General features: G+C 71.1%; 14 protein-coding genes. 6 read left to right on the forward strand and 8 right to left on the reverse strand.

The window, feature by feature from the left end:
* Nucleotides 1-29: 29 nt before the first annotated feature.
* From ACI2K4_RS32535 to ACI2K4_RS32550, 4 genes are all read right to left on the reverse strand, one after another.
* A complete protein-coding gene (locus ACI2K4_RS32535) occupies nt 30-1,115 on the reverse strand; it encodes an Atu2307/SP_0267 family LLM class monooxygenase (RefSeq protein ID WP_404516915.1) in 1,086 nt (361 codons plus the stop codon).
* 49 nt (nt 1,116-1,164) lie between these two features.
* Nucleotides 1,165-1,830, reverse strand: coding sequence for an NADPH-dependent F420 reductase (locus tag ACI2K4_RS32540; RefSeq protein WP_404516917.1), 666 nt, complete (start codon nt 1,828-1,830; stop codon nt 1,165-1,167).
* Nucleotides 1,827-2,345, reverse strand: a complete 519-nt coding sequence (locus tag ACI2K4_RS32545) for a MarR family winged helix-turn-helix transcriptional regulator (protein ID WP_404516998.1) — start codon at nt 2,343-2,345, stop codon at nt 1,827-1,829. The genes ACI2K4_RS32540 and ACI2K4_RS32545 overlap by 4 nt, the downstream gene beginning before the upstream one ends.
* Before the next feature lie 129 nt (nt 2,346-2,474).
* Nucleotides 2,475-2,876 carry a DUF2267 domain-containing protein gene (locus ACI2K4_RS32550; RefSeq protein ID WP_404516919.1) on the reverse strand — a complete coding sequence of 134 codons (402 nt, stop codon included), beginning with the start codon at nt 2,874-2,876 and terminating at the stop codon, nt 2,475-2,477.
* Between the two features lie 142 nt (nt 2,877-3,018).
* Between ACI2K4_RS32550 and ACI2K4_RS32555 the strand changes: the two genes are divergently transcribed.
* The 3 genes from ACI2K4_RS32555 to ACI2K4_RS32565 all read left to right on the forward strand — a co-directional run bounded on the left by ACI2K4_RS32555 (nt 3,019) and on the right by ACI2K4_RS32565 (nt 6,251).
* Nucleotides 3,019-4,083 carry a gfo/Idh/MocA family oxidoreductase gene (locus ACI2K4_RS32555; protein WP_404516921.1) on the forward strand — a complete coding sequence of 355 codons (1,065 nt, stop codon included), beginning with the start codon at nt 3,019-3,021 and terminating at the stop codon, nt 4,081-4,083.
* Between the two features lie 51 nt (nt 4,084-4,134).
* Entirely contained in the window at nt 4,135-4,680 is a 546-nt protein-coding gene (locus ACI2K4_RS32560) for a hypothetical protein (RefSeq protein WP_404516923.1), read from the forward strand.
* 221 nt (nt 4,681-4,901) lie between these two features.
* Nucleotides 4,902-6,251 carry a hypothetical protein gene (locus ACI2K4_RS32565; RefSeq protein ID WP_404516925.1) on the forward strand — a complete coding sequence of 450 codons (1,350 nt, stop codon included), beginning with the start codon at nt 4,902-4,904 and terminating at the stop codon, nt 6,249-6,251.
* 10 nt (nt 6,252-6,261) lie between these two features.
* Here the strand turns inward: ACI2K4_RS32565 and ACI2K4_RS32570 are convergent, their stop codons facing one another.
* Both ACI2K4_RS32570 and ACI2K4_RS32575 read right to left on the reverse strand, forming a co-directional pair.
* A complete protein-coding gene (locus ACI2K4_RS32570; RefSeq protein WP_404516999.1) occupies nt 6,262-7,386 on the reverse strand; it encodes a MalY/PatB family protein in 1,125 nt (374 codons plus the stop codon).
* Nucleotides 7,387-7,545: 159 nt separating this feature from the next.
* A complete protein-coding gene (locus ACI2K4_RS32575) occupies nt 7,546-10,137 on the reverse strand; it encodes a M64 family metallopeptidase (protein WP_404516927.1) in 2,592 nt (863 codons plus the stop codon).
* A 451-nt stretch (nt 10,138-10,588) separates the two neighbouring features.
* On the opposite strand from ACI2K4_RS32575, the gene ACI2K4_RS32580 reads away from it, so the two are divergent.
* Entirely contained in the window at nt 10,589-10,972 is a 384-nt protein-coding gene (locus tag ACI2K4_RS32580) for an AAA family ATPase (protein ID WP_404516928.1), read from the forward strand.
* Nucleotides 10,973-11,003: 31 nt separating this feature from the next.
* Here the strand turns inward: ACI2K4_RS32580 and ACI2K4_RS32585 are convergent, their stop codons facing one another.
* Entirely contained in the window at nt 11,004-11,717 is a 714-nt protein-coding gene (locus ACI2K4_RS32585; RefSeq protein WP_404516929.1) for a M15 family metallopeptidase, read from the reverse strand.
* 150 nt (nt 11,718-11,867) lie between these two features.
* Here ACI2K4_RS32585 and ACI2K4_RS32590 point away from each other — a divergent pair, with 150 nt between their 5' ends.
* Together ACI2K4_RS32590 and ACI2K4_RS32595 are read left to right on the forward strand one after the other, a co-directional pair.
* Entirely contained in the window at nt 11,868-12,806 is a 939-nt protein-coding gene (locus tag ACI2K4_RS32590; RefSeq protein WP_404516931.1) for an RNA polymerase sigma factor, read from the forward strand.
* 199 nt (nt 12,807-13,005) lie between these two features.
* A complete protein-coding gene (locus tag ACI2K4_RS32595; protein ID WP_404516932.1) occupies nt 13,006-13,863 on the forward strand; it encodes a GNAT family N-acetyltransferase in 858 nt (285 codons plus the stop codon).
* A gap of 211 nt (nt 13,864-14,074) precedes the next feature.
* Here the strand turns inward: ACI2K4_RS32595 and ACI2K4_RS32600 are convergent, their stop codons facing one another.
* Entirely contained in the window at nt 14,075-15,133 is a 1,059-nt protein-coding gene (locus tag ACI2K4_RS32600) for a LacI family DNA-binding transcriptional regulator (protein WP_404516933.1), read from the reverse strand.
* Nucleotides 15,134-15,231: the final 98 nt, after the last annotated feature.

Raw genomic sequence — 15,231 nt, forward strand, 5'->3', positions numbered from 1 at the left:
GACAGGGCCGGTGCTGTGTCCGGCGCGGGTCAACGGGCGAGCAGTTCGCGGACCCGGGGGACGACCCGGGTGCCGTACAGCTCGATGTTGGTCATCAGTGCCTCGTGGGAGAGGCCGCCCATGCCGTACTTCATCTCGAACCGGGTCGCGCCGAGCGTGGTGAGGTTCGCCGCGATCTTCCGCGCCACCGTCTCGGGTGAGCCGACGTAGAGCGCGCCCTGCGGCCCGACCTCGTACCGGAAGGACTCCAGCGTCGGTACGGCGAATCCCCGGGTCTTGCTGACCCGGCGGATCACCTCCAGGTAACGCGGCCAGAACTCGTCGAGCGCCTGCTCGTCGGTGGCGGCGACGTGCCCGGGTGAGTGCACGCCGACCGGTCGGGCGGGCTGTCCGAGCTGCTCCAGCGCCTGGTGGAACAGGCGGGAGAAGGGGGCGAAGCGGGCCGGTGAGCCACCGATGATCGCGAGCATCAGCGCGTATCCGTAGCGGGCCGCGCGGATCACCGACTGGGGGCTTCCGCCGACACCGATCCAGGCCGGGAAGGGGCCGGATTCGGTGTACGGCACCACGTCCTGGTCACGCAGCGGGGCCCGGGTCTTGCCCTGCCAGCTCACCGGACCGCCCCTGAGCACCTCGGCGAAGAGGTGCGCCTTCTCCTCGAAGAGCTTCTCGTAGTCGGCGAGGTCGTAGCCGAACAGCGGGAACGAGTCGATGCTGGAGCCGCGCCCGAGGACCACCTCGGCCCGGCCGTTGGAGATGGCGTCGAGGGTGGAGTAGCGCTGGAAGACCCGGATCGGGTCGTCGGAACTCAACACCGTCACGGCCGATCCGAGCCGGATCCGGCTGGTACGCGCGGCGATCGCGGCCAGCGCCACGTCGGCGGCGGCCAGCGGGAAGTCGTCGGTGTGGTGTTCGCCGATGCCGAAGAAGTCGATGCCGACATGGTCGGCGAGGACGCCCTGCTCGACCACGTTGCGGATGGTCTGCGCGTGGGAGAGCGGCCGGTCGCCGTCGTCGTGGGTCACGTCGCCGAACGTGTCGAGGCCGAGGACCAGCGGAAACCTTCCGGATTTGTCGGCGGTGGTGGGTACGGGGCTGGGCGGTGCGGTGGTCACGTCGGTTCTCTCTGTCGGGTGCGGGATGGGTGGGCGGTCCGAGACCGACCTACTGGGCGTCGGTGACCAGGGCCAGTTCGAACGCGGTACGGCTCAGCGGGGCACCGAAGACCGGGCCACCGGGTTGGAACAGGCGCCCGGCTTCCAGGTTGTCCAGCCGTACGGTGTCGTAGCCGATCCGCTCGATCAGCTCCGCCACGAGCTTCACCGCCCCCGGGTCGTCCCCGGCGACGCCGAGCGCGCGGCGGTCCGGCGAGCCCGGGGACCGCCGGTCCTCTTCGAGCTCGTGGTAGCCGATGTGGTTGAGGGTCTTGACGACGGTCGACCCGGTGAGCCGGCGTTGGACGATCTCGCTGCTGCCGTACCGGCGGTCCTCGAACATCTTTTGGACGCCGTCGGTCGGCGGCCAGTAGTTCATCGTGTCGACCACGAGCCGGCCCGCGACCAGGTCGGAATCGAAGGCGGGGAACCGGTGCAGCGGGATCGCCAGGATCACGATGTCGGCGTCGGCGACCGCGTCGGCGGCCCAGCGCGGCTGCGCGCCCGGGGCCAGCACCGAGGTGATCAGCGATATCCGGTCGGGGTCGCCGGAGGCGGCGATCGACACGGGGTGGCCGGCGGCGATGGCGACCCGCGCGATCACCGGACCGGTGTGGCCGGCGCCGAGTACGGCGATCCGTGGCAGGCCCGGCGGGACGAGCGTGTCGTCGGTCACGACCGGTCCCCTCCGGCCTGGGTGGGCTGCGGCTCCGGGCGCAGATGCCGCTGGAGCGCCCGCGTGATGTCGGCGAGCGCGTCGAGCTGGACCGGGGTCAGGGCGTCGGCGAAGTGTTGCTTGATCGCCCGGAAGTGCGGTGCGGTGGAGGCCCGGAACAGCCGGGCGCCGTCGTCGGTGAACGAGATCTCGGAGCCACGGTTGTCGGTGGCGCAGTCGTCGCGGCGGATCAGGCCGCGCCGCTCCATCCGGCCGAGGTGGTGGGAGAGACGGCTCCGCTCCCAGTCGATGCTCGCCGCCAGCTCCGACGACCGCATCCGCCGGCCGTCCGCCTCGTGCAGGGCCAGCAGCACCTGGTAGTCGGCGGGGGAGAGGTTCGACTCGCGCAGCAGTTGCGACCCGAGGATCTTGCGAAGTTCGTCCGTGGTGTCGATCAGCGCCCGCCAGACCGCGAGTTCCTTGGTGGTCATCTTCTCCCGGCCCGCCGCGCCGTCGGCGTTGTCGCCGTCCCGCATGCTCCGCACCCCATCTCCTTGACGCGTCAAGCATAGCGCGCATGGTTGACGCGTCAACATTGACGCGTCAACCACTGGGCGGAGCAGGCGATCGAGATGGTGGGCTGGAGCCCGCCGTACGGGCGGCGGTCAGCCCAGGGTGCCGGGGGCCGGTACCGGCTCGGTGAGCTGGCGCAGGTCGGTCGAGAGCTGGGACCGCATGTCGTCGAACTCGTGCCGGGGCACCGCCTCCCGGATGGTGCTCATCACCGCGGCGACCCCGGGTGCGGCCTGCGCCCCGTCGATCCCCGCGCGAGCGCTCACCCGGTCCAGGAACTCGGCCAGGTCGAACGGTTCGGCGAACTCGCGGCTCGGCGGCTTGCGCAGTGGGTCACCGAGCCGGGTGGGGAGCACGTTCGCCAGGTCCCCTGCCTCGCCCGCGCTGATCCGGTCGGCCAGGGTCTGCAACGTGGCCTCGGTGAGGGATCGGGCCTGCTCGTTCGGTAGCCCCGTCCGCCGGGCCACGGTGGCGATGAAGTCGTCGTACGTCACCTGGAGCCTCCTCGTTCCACCGCGAGGGCTGTCCCCTCGACCACGGCAACCATCTGGCTTCCCCCGCGCCGCTCGGACAAACGGAGGCGGCCTCGACCCGCCGTGCTGGACGAGCTGGGCTCTCCGTCCCTACGGTTGCCCGATGACGGGTAAGACCTCGTTCGCGCTGATCGGATTCGGTTGGCGTGCGGAAGCGTTCTGGCGGCTGTCGACCGTACTGCCCGATGTGTCCTGTGTCGGGGCCGTGGTCCGCTCACCCCGGTCCCTGCCGGTGCCGGACTTCGGGTCGCTCGCCGACTGTCTGACCTCGGTCCGACCCGATTTCCTGGTCACGGCCCTGCCCCGGGTGGCCAACCCGGAGGTCGTCACGGACGCGGTGGCCCGGGGCGTGCCGGTGCTGACCGAGACCCCACCCGCGCCCGACCTGACCGGTCTGCGCCGGCTGTGGGACGCCGTCGGCGGATCGGGGCTGGTCCAGGTCGCGGAGCAGTACCTGTTGATGCCGGCGCACGCGGCCCGGCTGGCCGCGGTCCGGTCCGGGATCATCGGTACGCCGACCCAGGTGCAGGTCTCCTCGACGCACCAGTACCACGCGGTCTCCCTCATCCGGCACCTGCTCGACGCGGGTCACGCCCAGGCGGTCGTCCGGGCCACCCGCACCGTCGCGCTGCTGCTCGATCCCCAGACCCGCCAGGGCTGGACCGACGACCCGGTGCCGAAGCCGGCCACCACCACCCTCGCCACACTCGACTTCGGTCACGGCCGTTCCGGCCTCTACGACTTCACCGACAACCAGTCCCGCAACCAGTTGCGGTTCCGGCGGATCCTGGTCCGGGGCAGCCACGGCGAACTGCGCGACGACGAGATCGTCCACCTGCCCGCACCCCGTACGATCCTGCGCTCGTCCCTGGTCCGGCGACAGACCGGCCACGATCTCGACCTCGCCGGGTTCGACACCGAGACCATCTCCCTCGGCTCCCGGGTCCTCTACCGCAACCCCTACCCCGGCCTGCGGTGGAACGACGACGAGATCGCCACCGCCACGATGCTCCAGGCCATGGCCGCCTGGGTACGCGGCGAGGGCGCACCACCTTATCCGCTCGCCGACGGGGCGCAGGACCACCTGATCGCGCTGGCGGTCGAAGAGGCCGCCGACACCGACCGGACCGTCACCACGACCAGCGAACCGTGGGCCGCCACACCCTGAGGTCGGGGCCGGATCGACGGTGGCCTTTCCGTACCGTGCGAAGCTGGTCAGGTGAACATCGTCCGCAAGGCTCTCGCCATGGCCGTCGGGCTGTGGGCGTCCACCGTGCTCCCGGGCATCGCGCTGACCGGCGGTTCAGCGGCGAGCCGGCTCGGGGCGTTGGCCGGCGCGACCGCGCTCTTCGGTGCGTTGTGGCTGCTCACCGAGGGTCTTGCCGGCCTGTTCCGGCGGGGTGAGGGTTGGCTGGGCCAGCGTGTGCGAGTCGAGGTCGAGAGCAGTCTGGGGTCCCCGGCGCTGGCCGAGGTGACCGTCGCCTCCTCCGGGACGGCGGGACACGGCGAGGCGGATCTCGTGGTGCCGGGACTCGGCGGCGCCCTCTGGCGTGCGACGAAGACGCTGGTGGCGGTCGCCAGCCTGCCCCTCGAACTCTGGCTCACCGGCTGGTTCGCGGTGCGACTCGGTGTCGGCTTCCGGGTCGAGGGTTTCTGGACCACGATTGCCGGCAGTGCGATCGCCGCCGGGACGTACGTGCTCGTCGGGATCACGCTGTACCGCGCCGTGCGCCGATCGGCGCCGGCGGCATCCTCGGACGCGTGAGCGAATCCGACAACCGAGGGCGGGGTTGGTCGGTAGCGGTGGAGTAACCCAACGAAGTCGTCGGTCCGCTGTTGACAGCCAGCCGCGATCGCTCGTAAAAAGTGGGACCGGAGCCGGGACTTTCCGTACTCGTCGGAAGGTATAGTCCGCCGCTTGAGCCCTACTTTCCGCGACGTGGCTCAGACGCTGGCACCGAGCGCGCGACGTATGGAGGATGGCACATGTCCCAGGTTCAGGAGCTGTTCGACCCACAGGCGGGCGTCGTCTCGCGGCCGAACTTCGAGTCCGGCCTCCGTGGCTACGACAAGCGGCAGGTCGACCAGTACGTGTCGCAGACGACCGGCCAGCTCTCGAGGCTGTCGGCCGAGCGGGAACAGGCGCTCAGCCACATCCAGAACCTGACCGCCCACCTCCAGCAGCTCCAGACCGAGGTGGCCGAGCTGCGCGAGCGGCCGGCGCAGCTCGAACGGGCCTCGTTCCGTCACCTGGGCTCGATCGTCGACCAGATCATCGCCCTGGCGGACAAGCAGGCCGAGGTGAACCTCGGCGCCGCCGCGCAGCGGGCCGCCGAGCACCAGGGCGAGGCCGAGAAGGCCCTCGCCAGGGCGCGTGAGCAGGCGGACAAGATGCGGGCCGACGGCGAGGCCGCCTGGGAGCGCGCCGAGCAGGAGGCGAAGCGGATCGACGAGGAGAGCGCCCAGCAGATCGAGCAGACCCGGGCCGAGACCGAGGCGATGATCGAGGCCGCGCGGGTGCAGGTCCAGCAGGAGGTCGAGGCGACCCGAACCCAGACGCAGCAGGCGATGACCCAGTGGCAGACCACGGTGGAGCGGGAGATCGCCGACCGCCGCGCCGCCACCGAGGCGGAGCTGGCCCGCCAGCGCAGCGTGATCGAGCAGGAGAACGCCGCGCTCCAGACGGAGGTCCAGCAGTACGCCGCCGACCTCCGCCAGCGCGCCGACGAGCAGGCCACCGCCCATCAGCAGCAGCTCACCCTGGTTCAGGAGGAGATCGAGGCCCGGCAGCAGGCGTTGGCCCAGCTACAGACCGCGCAGGAGAACGCCCAGCAGCGTCTGGCGCAGTCGCGTCAGGAGGGTGCCCTGGCCGAGCGGGAGGTCGCCCAGCTCCAGCACCGTCTCACCGAGACCCGGCAGGAGTTGACCGCCGAGCTGAACCGGCTCGAGGAGGCTCGACGTTCGGCGGACTCCGTGGAGCGGCACGCGGTCGAGGTACGGGCACGGGTGCAGCGCGAGGCCAAGCGCATGGCGGACCGGGCGGCCGCCGCGGTGATGGCGGCTGCCGCGATCGACGCCGAGACCGGGGAGTACCGGATGGTGGCGGTCCGCTCCGAGGCCAACCGCGCCGACGCCGCCCGGATCACCGACGAGGCCGCCGAGCCGGTTTCCGCCCCGCCGGAGTCGGCCTTCCTGCCGCCGCAGCCGGAGTCGGCTTTTCTCCCGCAGCCCGAGTCGGCCTTTCTCCCGCAGCCCGAGCCCGTGTTCCTCCCGCAGCCGGACACGGCCTTCCTGCCGCAGGTGGCGCCGCCGGACGGCGACAACCCCCGGCTCTAGACGGGACCGGTCAACGTACCGCTTCGGCCATCCGCCGGACCGCCTCGGTGATCAGCTCCGGTGAGGTCGCGAGGTTGAGGCGTACGTGTCCGGCCCCACCCGTACCAAAGTCGGGGCCCGGCACCAGCGCCACCCGGCCGCGCTCCAGGAACGCCTCGGCCGGGTCGCCGGGCAGGTCGAGCGCCCGACAGTCCAGCCAGGCCAGGTAGGTGCCCTCCGGCGACCGGTACCGAACCTGCGGCAACCGTCGCGCCAACAGCTCGCCGAGCAGGCGGCGGTTGTCGTCCAGGCCGGTCAACAGGTTGTCCAGCCACGCTCCGCCGTGGCGCAGCGCGGCGGTGTGCGCGATGACGCCGAGGTGACTGGGACCGTCGGCCACCTCCGGCGGCATCCGGGCCAGGTCGGCGGCCGCGTCCGGTCCGGCCACCGCCACGGCCGCCTTCAGCCCGGCCAGGTTCCACGCCTTCGACGCCGAGTGCAGGGCGAGGCCGCGCCCGGCGCCGGGCAGCGAGAGGTACGGTACGAAGCTCGCGCCGCCGTACACCAGTGGTGCGTGGATCTCGTCCACGACCACCCGTGCGCCGTGTCGCTCGGCGAGTTCGGTGACGGTGGTCAACTCGGCCCGGGTGTGCACGGTCCCGGTGGGATTGTGCGGACTGCACAGCAGGTAGGCCGCCCGCCGTCCACCCGCGACGGCCGAGGCGAACGCCCGGTCGAGCGCGTCCGGGTCGAGCCGGTGCCGGTGGTCGAGCGGCGCCTCGACGATCCGCCGGTCCAGACTGGTGAGGAACTGGTAGAACGGCGGGTAGACCGGAGGGTTGATCACCACCGCGTCGCCGTACCCGGTGACCAGCTTGAGCATCTCGACGACGCCCATCATGACGTCCGGTACGAGCGCGGTGTGCGCGATCCGGGGCGCCCAGTCCCAGCGCTCCGCCGCGAACTCGGCGAGCGCCTCGGCGTAACCCGTACCGGTCGGGTAACCGGTGTCGCCGAGCGTGATCGCCTCGGTCAGGGCCCGTACGACCGGTTCGGCCAGCGGCACGTCCATCTCGGCGACCCAGAGCGGGAGTACGTCCGGAGGGTACCGCCGCCACTTCTCACTCGTCCGGCGGCGTAGCTCGTCCAGCGACATCTGTAAGGGGCTGCCCACGTCCACGGACGCTACCCGACACCGTCCGAACCCGGTCCGTCCGCTGTGGACACAGGCGTTCGTGGCCGGGGCGCGTAACGCCGATGGTGGGCCGGCTGTCCCGCCGGCCCACCACCTGTCACACCGAGGCGGACATCGCCACTAGAGCTTGGCGCAGTCGCCGCTCTTCGAACCGTTCACCTTGTTCGGCGCACCGAAGTCCTTCACCTGGGCGCTGTTGCCCGAGCAGGCCAGTGCCCCGTTGAAGCGGTTACCGACCAGCAGCGGCCCGTAGGCACCCGCCAGCCGGCTGTACCGCTCGTTCGCGGAGACCTGGGTGTTGCCCGACATCGCGACCGCGCCGTTGAACGTGCTGCCGGCGATGGTCACGTCACGCGTGGTCCCGGAGATCTGGGCCGCGCCGTTGAGCGTGGAGCCGAACATCTGCACCGCCTGGGCGCCCGAGGCGACCAGGGTCCCGTTGATCGAGCTGTTCCGGACCACCAGCGAGGCGCCGGAACGTACCGTCACCGAGCCGTTCACCTGGGCGTTCGTCAGGCAGGTCACGCCCTGCTCGACGACGATCCGGGACTGGCGGCCGGTCAGGGTGGTGGTGCAGGTGGGGGAGGAGCCGGGGAGCACGGTGGCCCGGTAGCTCTCCGCCGTACCGATGTTGCCGGCCGGGTCGATCGCCCGGTGCTCGACCAGGTGGGTGCCGAAGCCCGGGACGAACCCGCCGCTCGGGTGGTCGTCGGGAAGGGTCTGCTCGAACGTCGCCCGGGAGAGCCCGCCGGTGCCGAGGTTGCCGTACGTCAGCGCCTTGACGCTGGTGCCGGAGTGGCGGAACTGGTACGGGGACTCCGGCATGGGCTGCTCGGGGAAGCCGAAGTAGTTGAACCAGCCGTCGTTGTCCAGCCGGAGCTGACCGACGACGTACCGCTCCTCATCGTAGCCGGCCCGGTTGTCCTGCGGGGTCAGCCACATGTCCCAGCCGTCGAAGTAGACCGGGTGCTCCAGCGCCCCGGGCAGCTTGGTCAGCGGCTCCGACAGCGTACGGGGCGCGGTCGGCAGCGCGTTGTCGACGGTCCACTCGACCCGGTCGGAGACGCCCGGCGCGGCCGGGTCGGTCACCGTCGCGACCAGCTTGTGGGTGCCCGCCGCCAGCTTGAGCGCACCGAGGTCCAGCGTCCGGCTGTTGTGCGGGTTCGGTACCGCGACCCCGTTGAGCGACCAGGCCACGTTCACGATCCGGTCGGTCGGGTGGTTGGTCTCGACGAAGACGACCTCGTCACCGGCGACCGGCTGGGTGGCGATCGTCGCCGAGGTGATCTCGGCGGCCGGGGCCGACGGGACCGCGCTGGAGTCGCCGACCGTCCACTGCCGGGTCTGTACGAACCGGGGGCCGTTGAAGCCCGAGTCCGAGGCGGTGTTGTTGGTCGACGGGTTGCGTACCCAGTCCGTCCCGTCCGGTCCGACCGGGTCACGTACCTCGACGTGCACGACCGTGCCGGCGGGCAGGTCCAGCGGCTCCAGGTCCAGGCTGCGGCTGTTGTGCGTGTCGAGCACCGTACCGGTGGGGCCGCCGATCCGCCAGGTCACCTGGAGCTCGTGGTAGCGGGGCTGCCCGGCCTCGACCCAGAGCACACCGTCGTTCGGCACGGTGCCGGTCGGGGACTGCCGTACGTTCATCTGGCCGGCGTTACGCATGCCGGTGATCCGGGCGACCATGTTCTCCCGGCCGATCTGGTCCAGGTCGAAGCCGATCCACCGCATCATCGAGTGCTCGCTCGGCCGACGCTGGCCGCAGGGGTAGGACCCCCCGCCCTCGTGCAGCCCGATCGTGCCGCCGGAGAGGCTCTCCTCGCCGATCCAGCGGAACCACTTGTGCTGGTCGGCGATCATCTGTTCTTCGCTGGTGTAGGTGGTGTGGTGGAAGCTGCCCGGCTCGCCGCCGGTGTAGCAGTTCCGGACCACGTCCCGGGAGCTGTACGGGTACTCGTCGGCGAGGGTGCCGAGCGAGTGTCCCAGCTCGTGCAGGGAGATCAGCGGGCCCTGGGGCGAGCCGCCGGAGGTGGTGGCGTTCGTGCCGCCGATCCCGCCGTAGGTGAACGTGTTGAAGATGGCGAGCGACTGCACGTTCTGCGACGTACGCGGAATGCCGAGCACCGGGGTCACGTAGTTGTCCATGATGCGGTTGTGCGCCTGGTTACCGGTCTCGCAGGGGTTCACCCCGGGCGGGTAGTACCCGGCGTCGTCCTGGCAGTCCAGCGGTGCGCCGCCGTAGACGGTGCCCCGGGAGAGCGGGTCCGCGCAGCCGTTCTGGTAGATCATCCGCAGCGCGGTGTTCTTGCCGTCGATCGGGCCCTCGCGCTCGCCGGTGTCCCGGATCGTGCCGTCCGGGTTCCGGACCCGGCCGTCCGGGTCGCACCGGACCCCGTAGTCGACGGAGGCGATCTCCACCGCGTACACGTTGATGTAGTCGCGGTAGCTGCGGAACGGCTCGGTGGCCCACATGGCGGCCAGGTTGCGGTCCACGTCCTCGAAGAAGACGCTCTGCTGGTCGGCCTGGTAACCGTCACCCATGATGATCAGATTGAGTCGCTCGGCGGCCGGTCCGGTGACCTGGATCGGGTGGACCTTCGGCACCGGCAGCGGTGTCGGCGCCTCCTCCGCCAGCGCCGCCGGTACGGGGCCGGCGACCAGCAGGCTCGCCGCCAGTCCCGCCACCGCGAGAATCGCTCTCCAACGTCTCACGAATTTCACCTCACCTAACAGGTGCCGGCTCGACGTCCGGCACTCGACCGTGGCCGCCAACCCCGCCGCGCCGTTCAGGGGCAGGCGAAAACCCGGTGGGATCCGGCGGCGGAACGGCTGGCTACGAGCTCGTGCGGACGCGACCGCACCCGGGGGACCGTGTCGCCACCCCCGTGACTCGTCTCCGTCGTGATCCGCCGGCGTCTATTCCGGGTCGGTAGACCGTATCCGCCGGCCTCGATCGGCATCACCGGACACCTGACGGAACTTCCGGGTAACTGGTCCGTCCAACGTCGCAACCGTGGAGTTCGCCGTCCGACGGACCGTGGGCGGCGACCCGTTGGGTTCCGGAGTTCGGGCGTGAGTTGACCGCACGCAAGCTCGCCGCCCTGCGCCGCGATGATCCGGCCGCGAGAGTGTTCGACGTGACCTGCGGGCGGACTTCGCCGAGGTGGCGCAGACCCAGAACCGGGCCGAGGACGAGGCGGCCCGGTCCGGTGGGCCGATCCTGGTCGGTGACACCGACGCGCGGGCGACGGCGGTGTGGGAGGAGCGCTACCTGGGCTCGCGGTCGGCCGTGACCCTCGCCGCCGCCCGGCGACCCGATCTCTACCTGCTCACCGACCACGAGGGCGTGCCGTTCGAGGACGACGGTCTGCGCGACGGTGAGCACCTGCGGGGTTGGATGACCGGACGGTTCCGGGAGGTGTTGCGCGACAGCGGTGTGCCGGTACGCGAGCTGAGCGGACCGCCGGAGGTACGCCTCGCCGCCGCCCGTGCCGCCTGTGCCGACCTGCTCGCGAACGGCTGGGCGCTGAAACCACCGCTGGGGTAGGCGCCGGACCGGGGCTAGCGAGCTGTCCCGGCTACCCGCCGTCGCGGCTGAAGTGCTGGTAGTCGGGTGACCGCCAGGTGCCGCCCCACTGCCAGCCCACCGAGGCGAACGCCTTCACCAGGACGCCGTCGGGCACCGCCAGGCCGGGGTGGTCGACCTTCCGATCGGCGTACGCGGCGCCGGCCGGCGGCAGCACCCGGCCGTCGACGAGGTACGGGTTCTCCACCGGGTTGACGTCGATCGCCTCGCCGTAGGCGTGCGCGGACCAGCCGCTCGGGCCGTCGGTCACCGCGTCGCGACAGTTGAAGCCGGAGGTGTTGTCGTCGGCCATCGACCGGTCGTCGTCGCCGTCGTAGTGGTCGACCGGGGTCATCCGCCGGATCGGGAACCGTGCGTCGTACAGGGCGGTGAAGACGCTGATCACGTCGTCGGTGACGGTGCGACGTACGACGATCGTGCCGATGTGCGGCTGGCCGTCGAAGCCCCGGTACGACAGCGTCAGCAGGTCGAGCTGGTCCGGGCCGACCGGGCAGCCCGGACGCCAGCTCTTCGCCACGTCGGCCGGGGTCGCGGGCGAGACCGTGGCGACGAACCCGGACGGCGGGGTGGGGGACGGGATGTCACCGGAGGCCGACGTCGACGCGGCGGTGCCGGCAGCGCTCCGTGCCGCCGGTGCCGTACAGCCCGCGAGCACGAGGGCGGGAAGCAGCGCCGACAGGATCAGTTTGTCCCGGGTACGTGACACCTCGAAAACCGTACGCTGAGCCCCTGATTCCTGGCCGGACCCCCCGCCCCGGGTCGGGGGAAATGTCTGTTTTGCCAGTCCGGGTACGCTCTGTGATGCCGCCCGGCCGTTGTTCAGTGGGGTGGCTCACCCCGGTCGAGAGGAGTAGGCGTGTCTTCGCCCCAGGCGTCGGACGAGGAGCTGGTCCGGGTCGCCCGGTCCGGCGACCCGACCGCTGTCGGCGTACTGCTGACCCGGCACGAGGCCGGCATGAAGGCGGTCGCGCTGGGCCTGCTCGGCTACGGGCCGGACGCCGAGGACGTGGTCCAGGACGCGATGTTGGTGGCGCTGCGGCGGCTCGACGAACTCCGCGAGCCGGCGGCCGTGGGCTGGTGGCTGCGGGCGATCGTGCGCAACGGGTGCCGCAACCGGCTGCGTGCCGCGCGCCGCGTCCTGCCCGGCGACCTGATGACGCTCGACCTGCCCGACACCGAGCCGAATCCCGAGGAACTGGTCGAGCAGGCGGGTCTGCGGGACTGGATCTGGCACGCCGTCGGCGCACTCTCCGAACCGTTGCGGCTGGTCACGCTCCTGCGCTACTTCAGCGGAGTCTCGTCGTACGAGCAGATCGCCGCCCTCTGTGGCGTACCGGTGGGGACCGTCCGCAGCCGGCTGAGCCAGGCGCGGAGCAAGTTGGCGACCGCGCTGCTGGACACGGCGGACCTCGCGCACGACGACTCGGCGCTGGTCAACGGGGCCAGTCGGCGCCAGGCCGAGGAGGTGATGGCGGCGGCGATGCGGGGCGAGTTCGAGCGGGCCCTGGAGCAGTGGTGGTGGCCCGACGCCGACCTGATCCGGCCGAACGGTGAGCGCCGGGGGGAGCGGTCGTACCTGCTCAGGATCATGGAGCGGGACCTGGCCGACGGTGTGCGCCAGCGGCTCACCAACGCGGTGGCCAGCCAGGACGTGATGATCTGGGAGGCCAACCTGATCAATCCGCCGGACGACCCGGACCACTGTCCACCCGGCGTGGTCTGGCTGCACACCCTGCGCGAGGGCCGGACCCAACGGCTGCGCCTGTTCCACCTGCCCCGCCCGGCGGCGAGCTGACCGAGGGCCGGCTCCCGGCGCCGGTCGAAGGTCCGTGTGCGATGGCGCCCGATAGTTCGATCGCGCTCCGGAGCGGTTACTCACACCGACGGAGCCTGGTGGTACGGCGGCGGTGACGGCACCATGGAGCGAGCGCCATACAAATTTGAGCGCCTATTCGGGAATTCATCCTATTCGCGCCGAAGGAGCAGTCTATCCGATGGATAGGGAAGAACTGAGCCGGCTCGCGGAGTTGGCCGAGGCCGAGTTCATGATCCGGTACGTGGTCGACGTACCCGAACCGGTCTCGCTCGCGCTCGACACCGCGCACGCGCGGATCGGCGGCGGCGTTGTCCTCTCCACCCGGCACGCTGAGGTCCACTACTGGAGCAAGGCGCTCGGATTCGGCTTCGCGGAGCCGGTCACCCGGGACCTGGTGGACCGGGTCCTCGCCTTCTACCGCGAGCGGGGGACCGAGGTCGCGACGATCCAGATCGCCCCGGACCGGCTGCCCTCGGACTGGGACGAGATCCGGGCGGCGGAGGGACTGGAGCCGGGCGCGGTGATCATCCAGCTCGCCTGTGAGATCGACGCGTTCCAGATCGACGGCACGACCGACCTGCGGATCGGGCTGGTCCCGTCGGACGACGCCGACCAGTGGGCCGACGTGTTCATGCAGGGGTTCGAGTGGCCGAGGGGTGGGTCGTTGGCCGATCTCATGGTCGCGGCGGTGGGCAATCCCCGCTTCCACACGTACGGCGCCTGGGACGGTGACCGGGTGGTCGGGGCGGCGTCCCTCTTCGTCCACGGCGACGTCGCGGTCTTCTGTGGTGCGGCGACCCTGCCCGGCCACCGGGGCCGGGGCGCGCAGTCGGCGCTGATGGCGGTCCGGGCCCGCGCCGCGGCCGAGGCCGGCTGCCGGTGGATGGTGGCGCAGACCTGGCGACCGGGACCCGGGTCGGTCAACCACTCGCTGAACAACATGCTGCGCGCCGGTCTCGTACCGCTCTACGACCGCCAGAACTGGACCTGGAAGTCGACCGGCGTCGGCGGGGGTGCGGCGACCGGGGCCGAGTGACCGGGCCGCTGACGTAGGGGTGACGAGGCGCTGTTATCGCTAACAGCGCCTTCGTCGTGTTCGCCGCGAGCAAGACCGACACCGCTTGACATCGATGGATGTTGGCGCGAACGTGCAACTCGCCACGCCGTCCGGGGAGTAGCCCCCGGCGGTCGCGTGAGCAGCCCGGGGACCGGGACGGTCGCCCCGACCGACCCGGTCCCGAGAGCGCTCAGCCACCCGCCGCCGCACCGTGCGTGGACAGCGGCTGATCCCGTCGCAGGGGCGCGGGGTACGGGAGGCAGGAGGCGCGTACGACCAGCTCGGTGGGGAGCCGGATGTGGGTGTCCCGTTCGACGCCCGCGATCAGGTCGACGAGCAGGCGCAGCGCCTCCGCGCCCATCCGTTGCAAGGGCTGCATGATCGTCGTCAGCGGCGGGTTGACCAGTGCCGACTCCGGTACGTTGTCGAAGCCGATCACGGAGAGGTCGTCGGGCACGGTGAGGCCCATGTTCCGCGCGACGTCGATCGTGGAGATCGCGGAGAGGTCGTTTCCGGCGAAGACCGCAGTCGGCCGGTCGGGGAGTGCGAGCAGTTCGGCGGCCGTACCGGCGGCGCTCTCGATCCGGAAGCCGCCGACGCGGACGAGCCGTTCGTCCACCGGCACCCCGGCGTCGGCCATGGCCGTACGGAAGCCCGCCTCACGCAGACGTGCCGACTCGAGGTCCGGGCGTCCGCTGATGTGCCCGATCCGGCGGTGGCCGAGCGAGAGCAGGTAGTTGGTCGCGAGCACGGCACCGGCGAAGTTGTCGGAGTCGACGGTGGGCAGACCGGACGGCCCGGTGTGTGGGTCGACGGCGACGACGTGGAAGCCCTGCTTGGTCTCGACCACGGTCGGCGTGACGATCACCGCCCCGTCGATGAGCGTTCCGGACAGCCGGGCCAGCGACCGTCGCTCCCAGCCGATGCCCGCGCCCTCACCGTCGCCGCCGGAGTACGCCAGCAACTGGTAGCCGGTGCCGGCGACCTCTCTGGACGCCCCCTTCAGCAGTTCGGTCGAGAACGGCTCGAACTCGGCGACCAGGATGCCCAGCACGTTCGTACGGTGGCTGCGCAGACTCTGTGCCCCCAGGCTGGCCTCGTATCCAAGTTGGTGGATGATTTCCTGGACGCGCTCCACGGTTGCCTGGGCGACGCCGTACCGGCCATTTATCACCTTGGATACGGTTGCCACCGAGACGCCGGCCGCACTGGCCACGTCCGACATCTTGACACGCTGCGGGAACGCCACGCAGACGATGATAGAGGGCCGGCGGAGCCTCGTCGTCAGGGAGTCGAAAACGTTATCGACATCGGTTGACACCACGTTACGGGACTGTAAAACTCGCC

It is taken from the genome of Micromonospora sp. NPDC050397, from assembly GCF_044901685.1.
Classification (GTDB): domain Bacteria; phylum Actinomycetota; class Actinomycetes; order Mycobacteriales; family Micromonosporaceae; genus Micromonospora_G.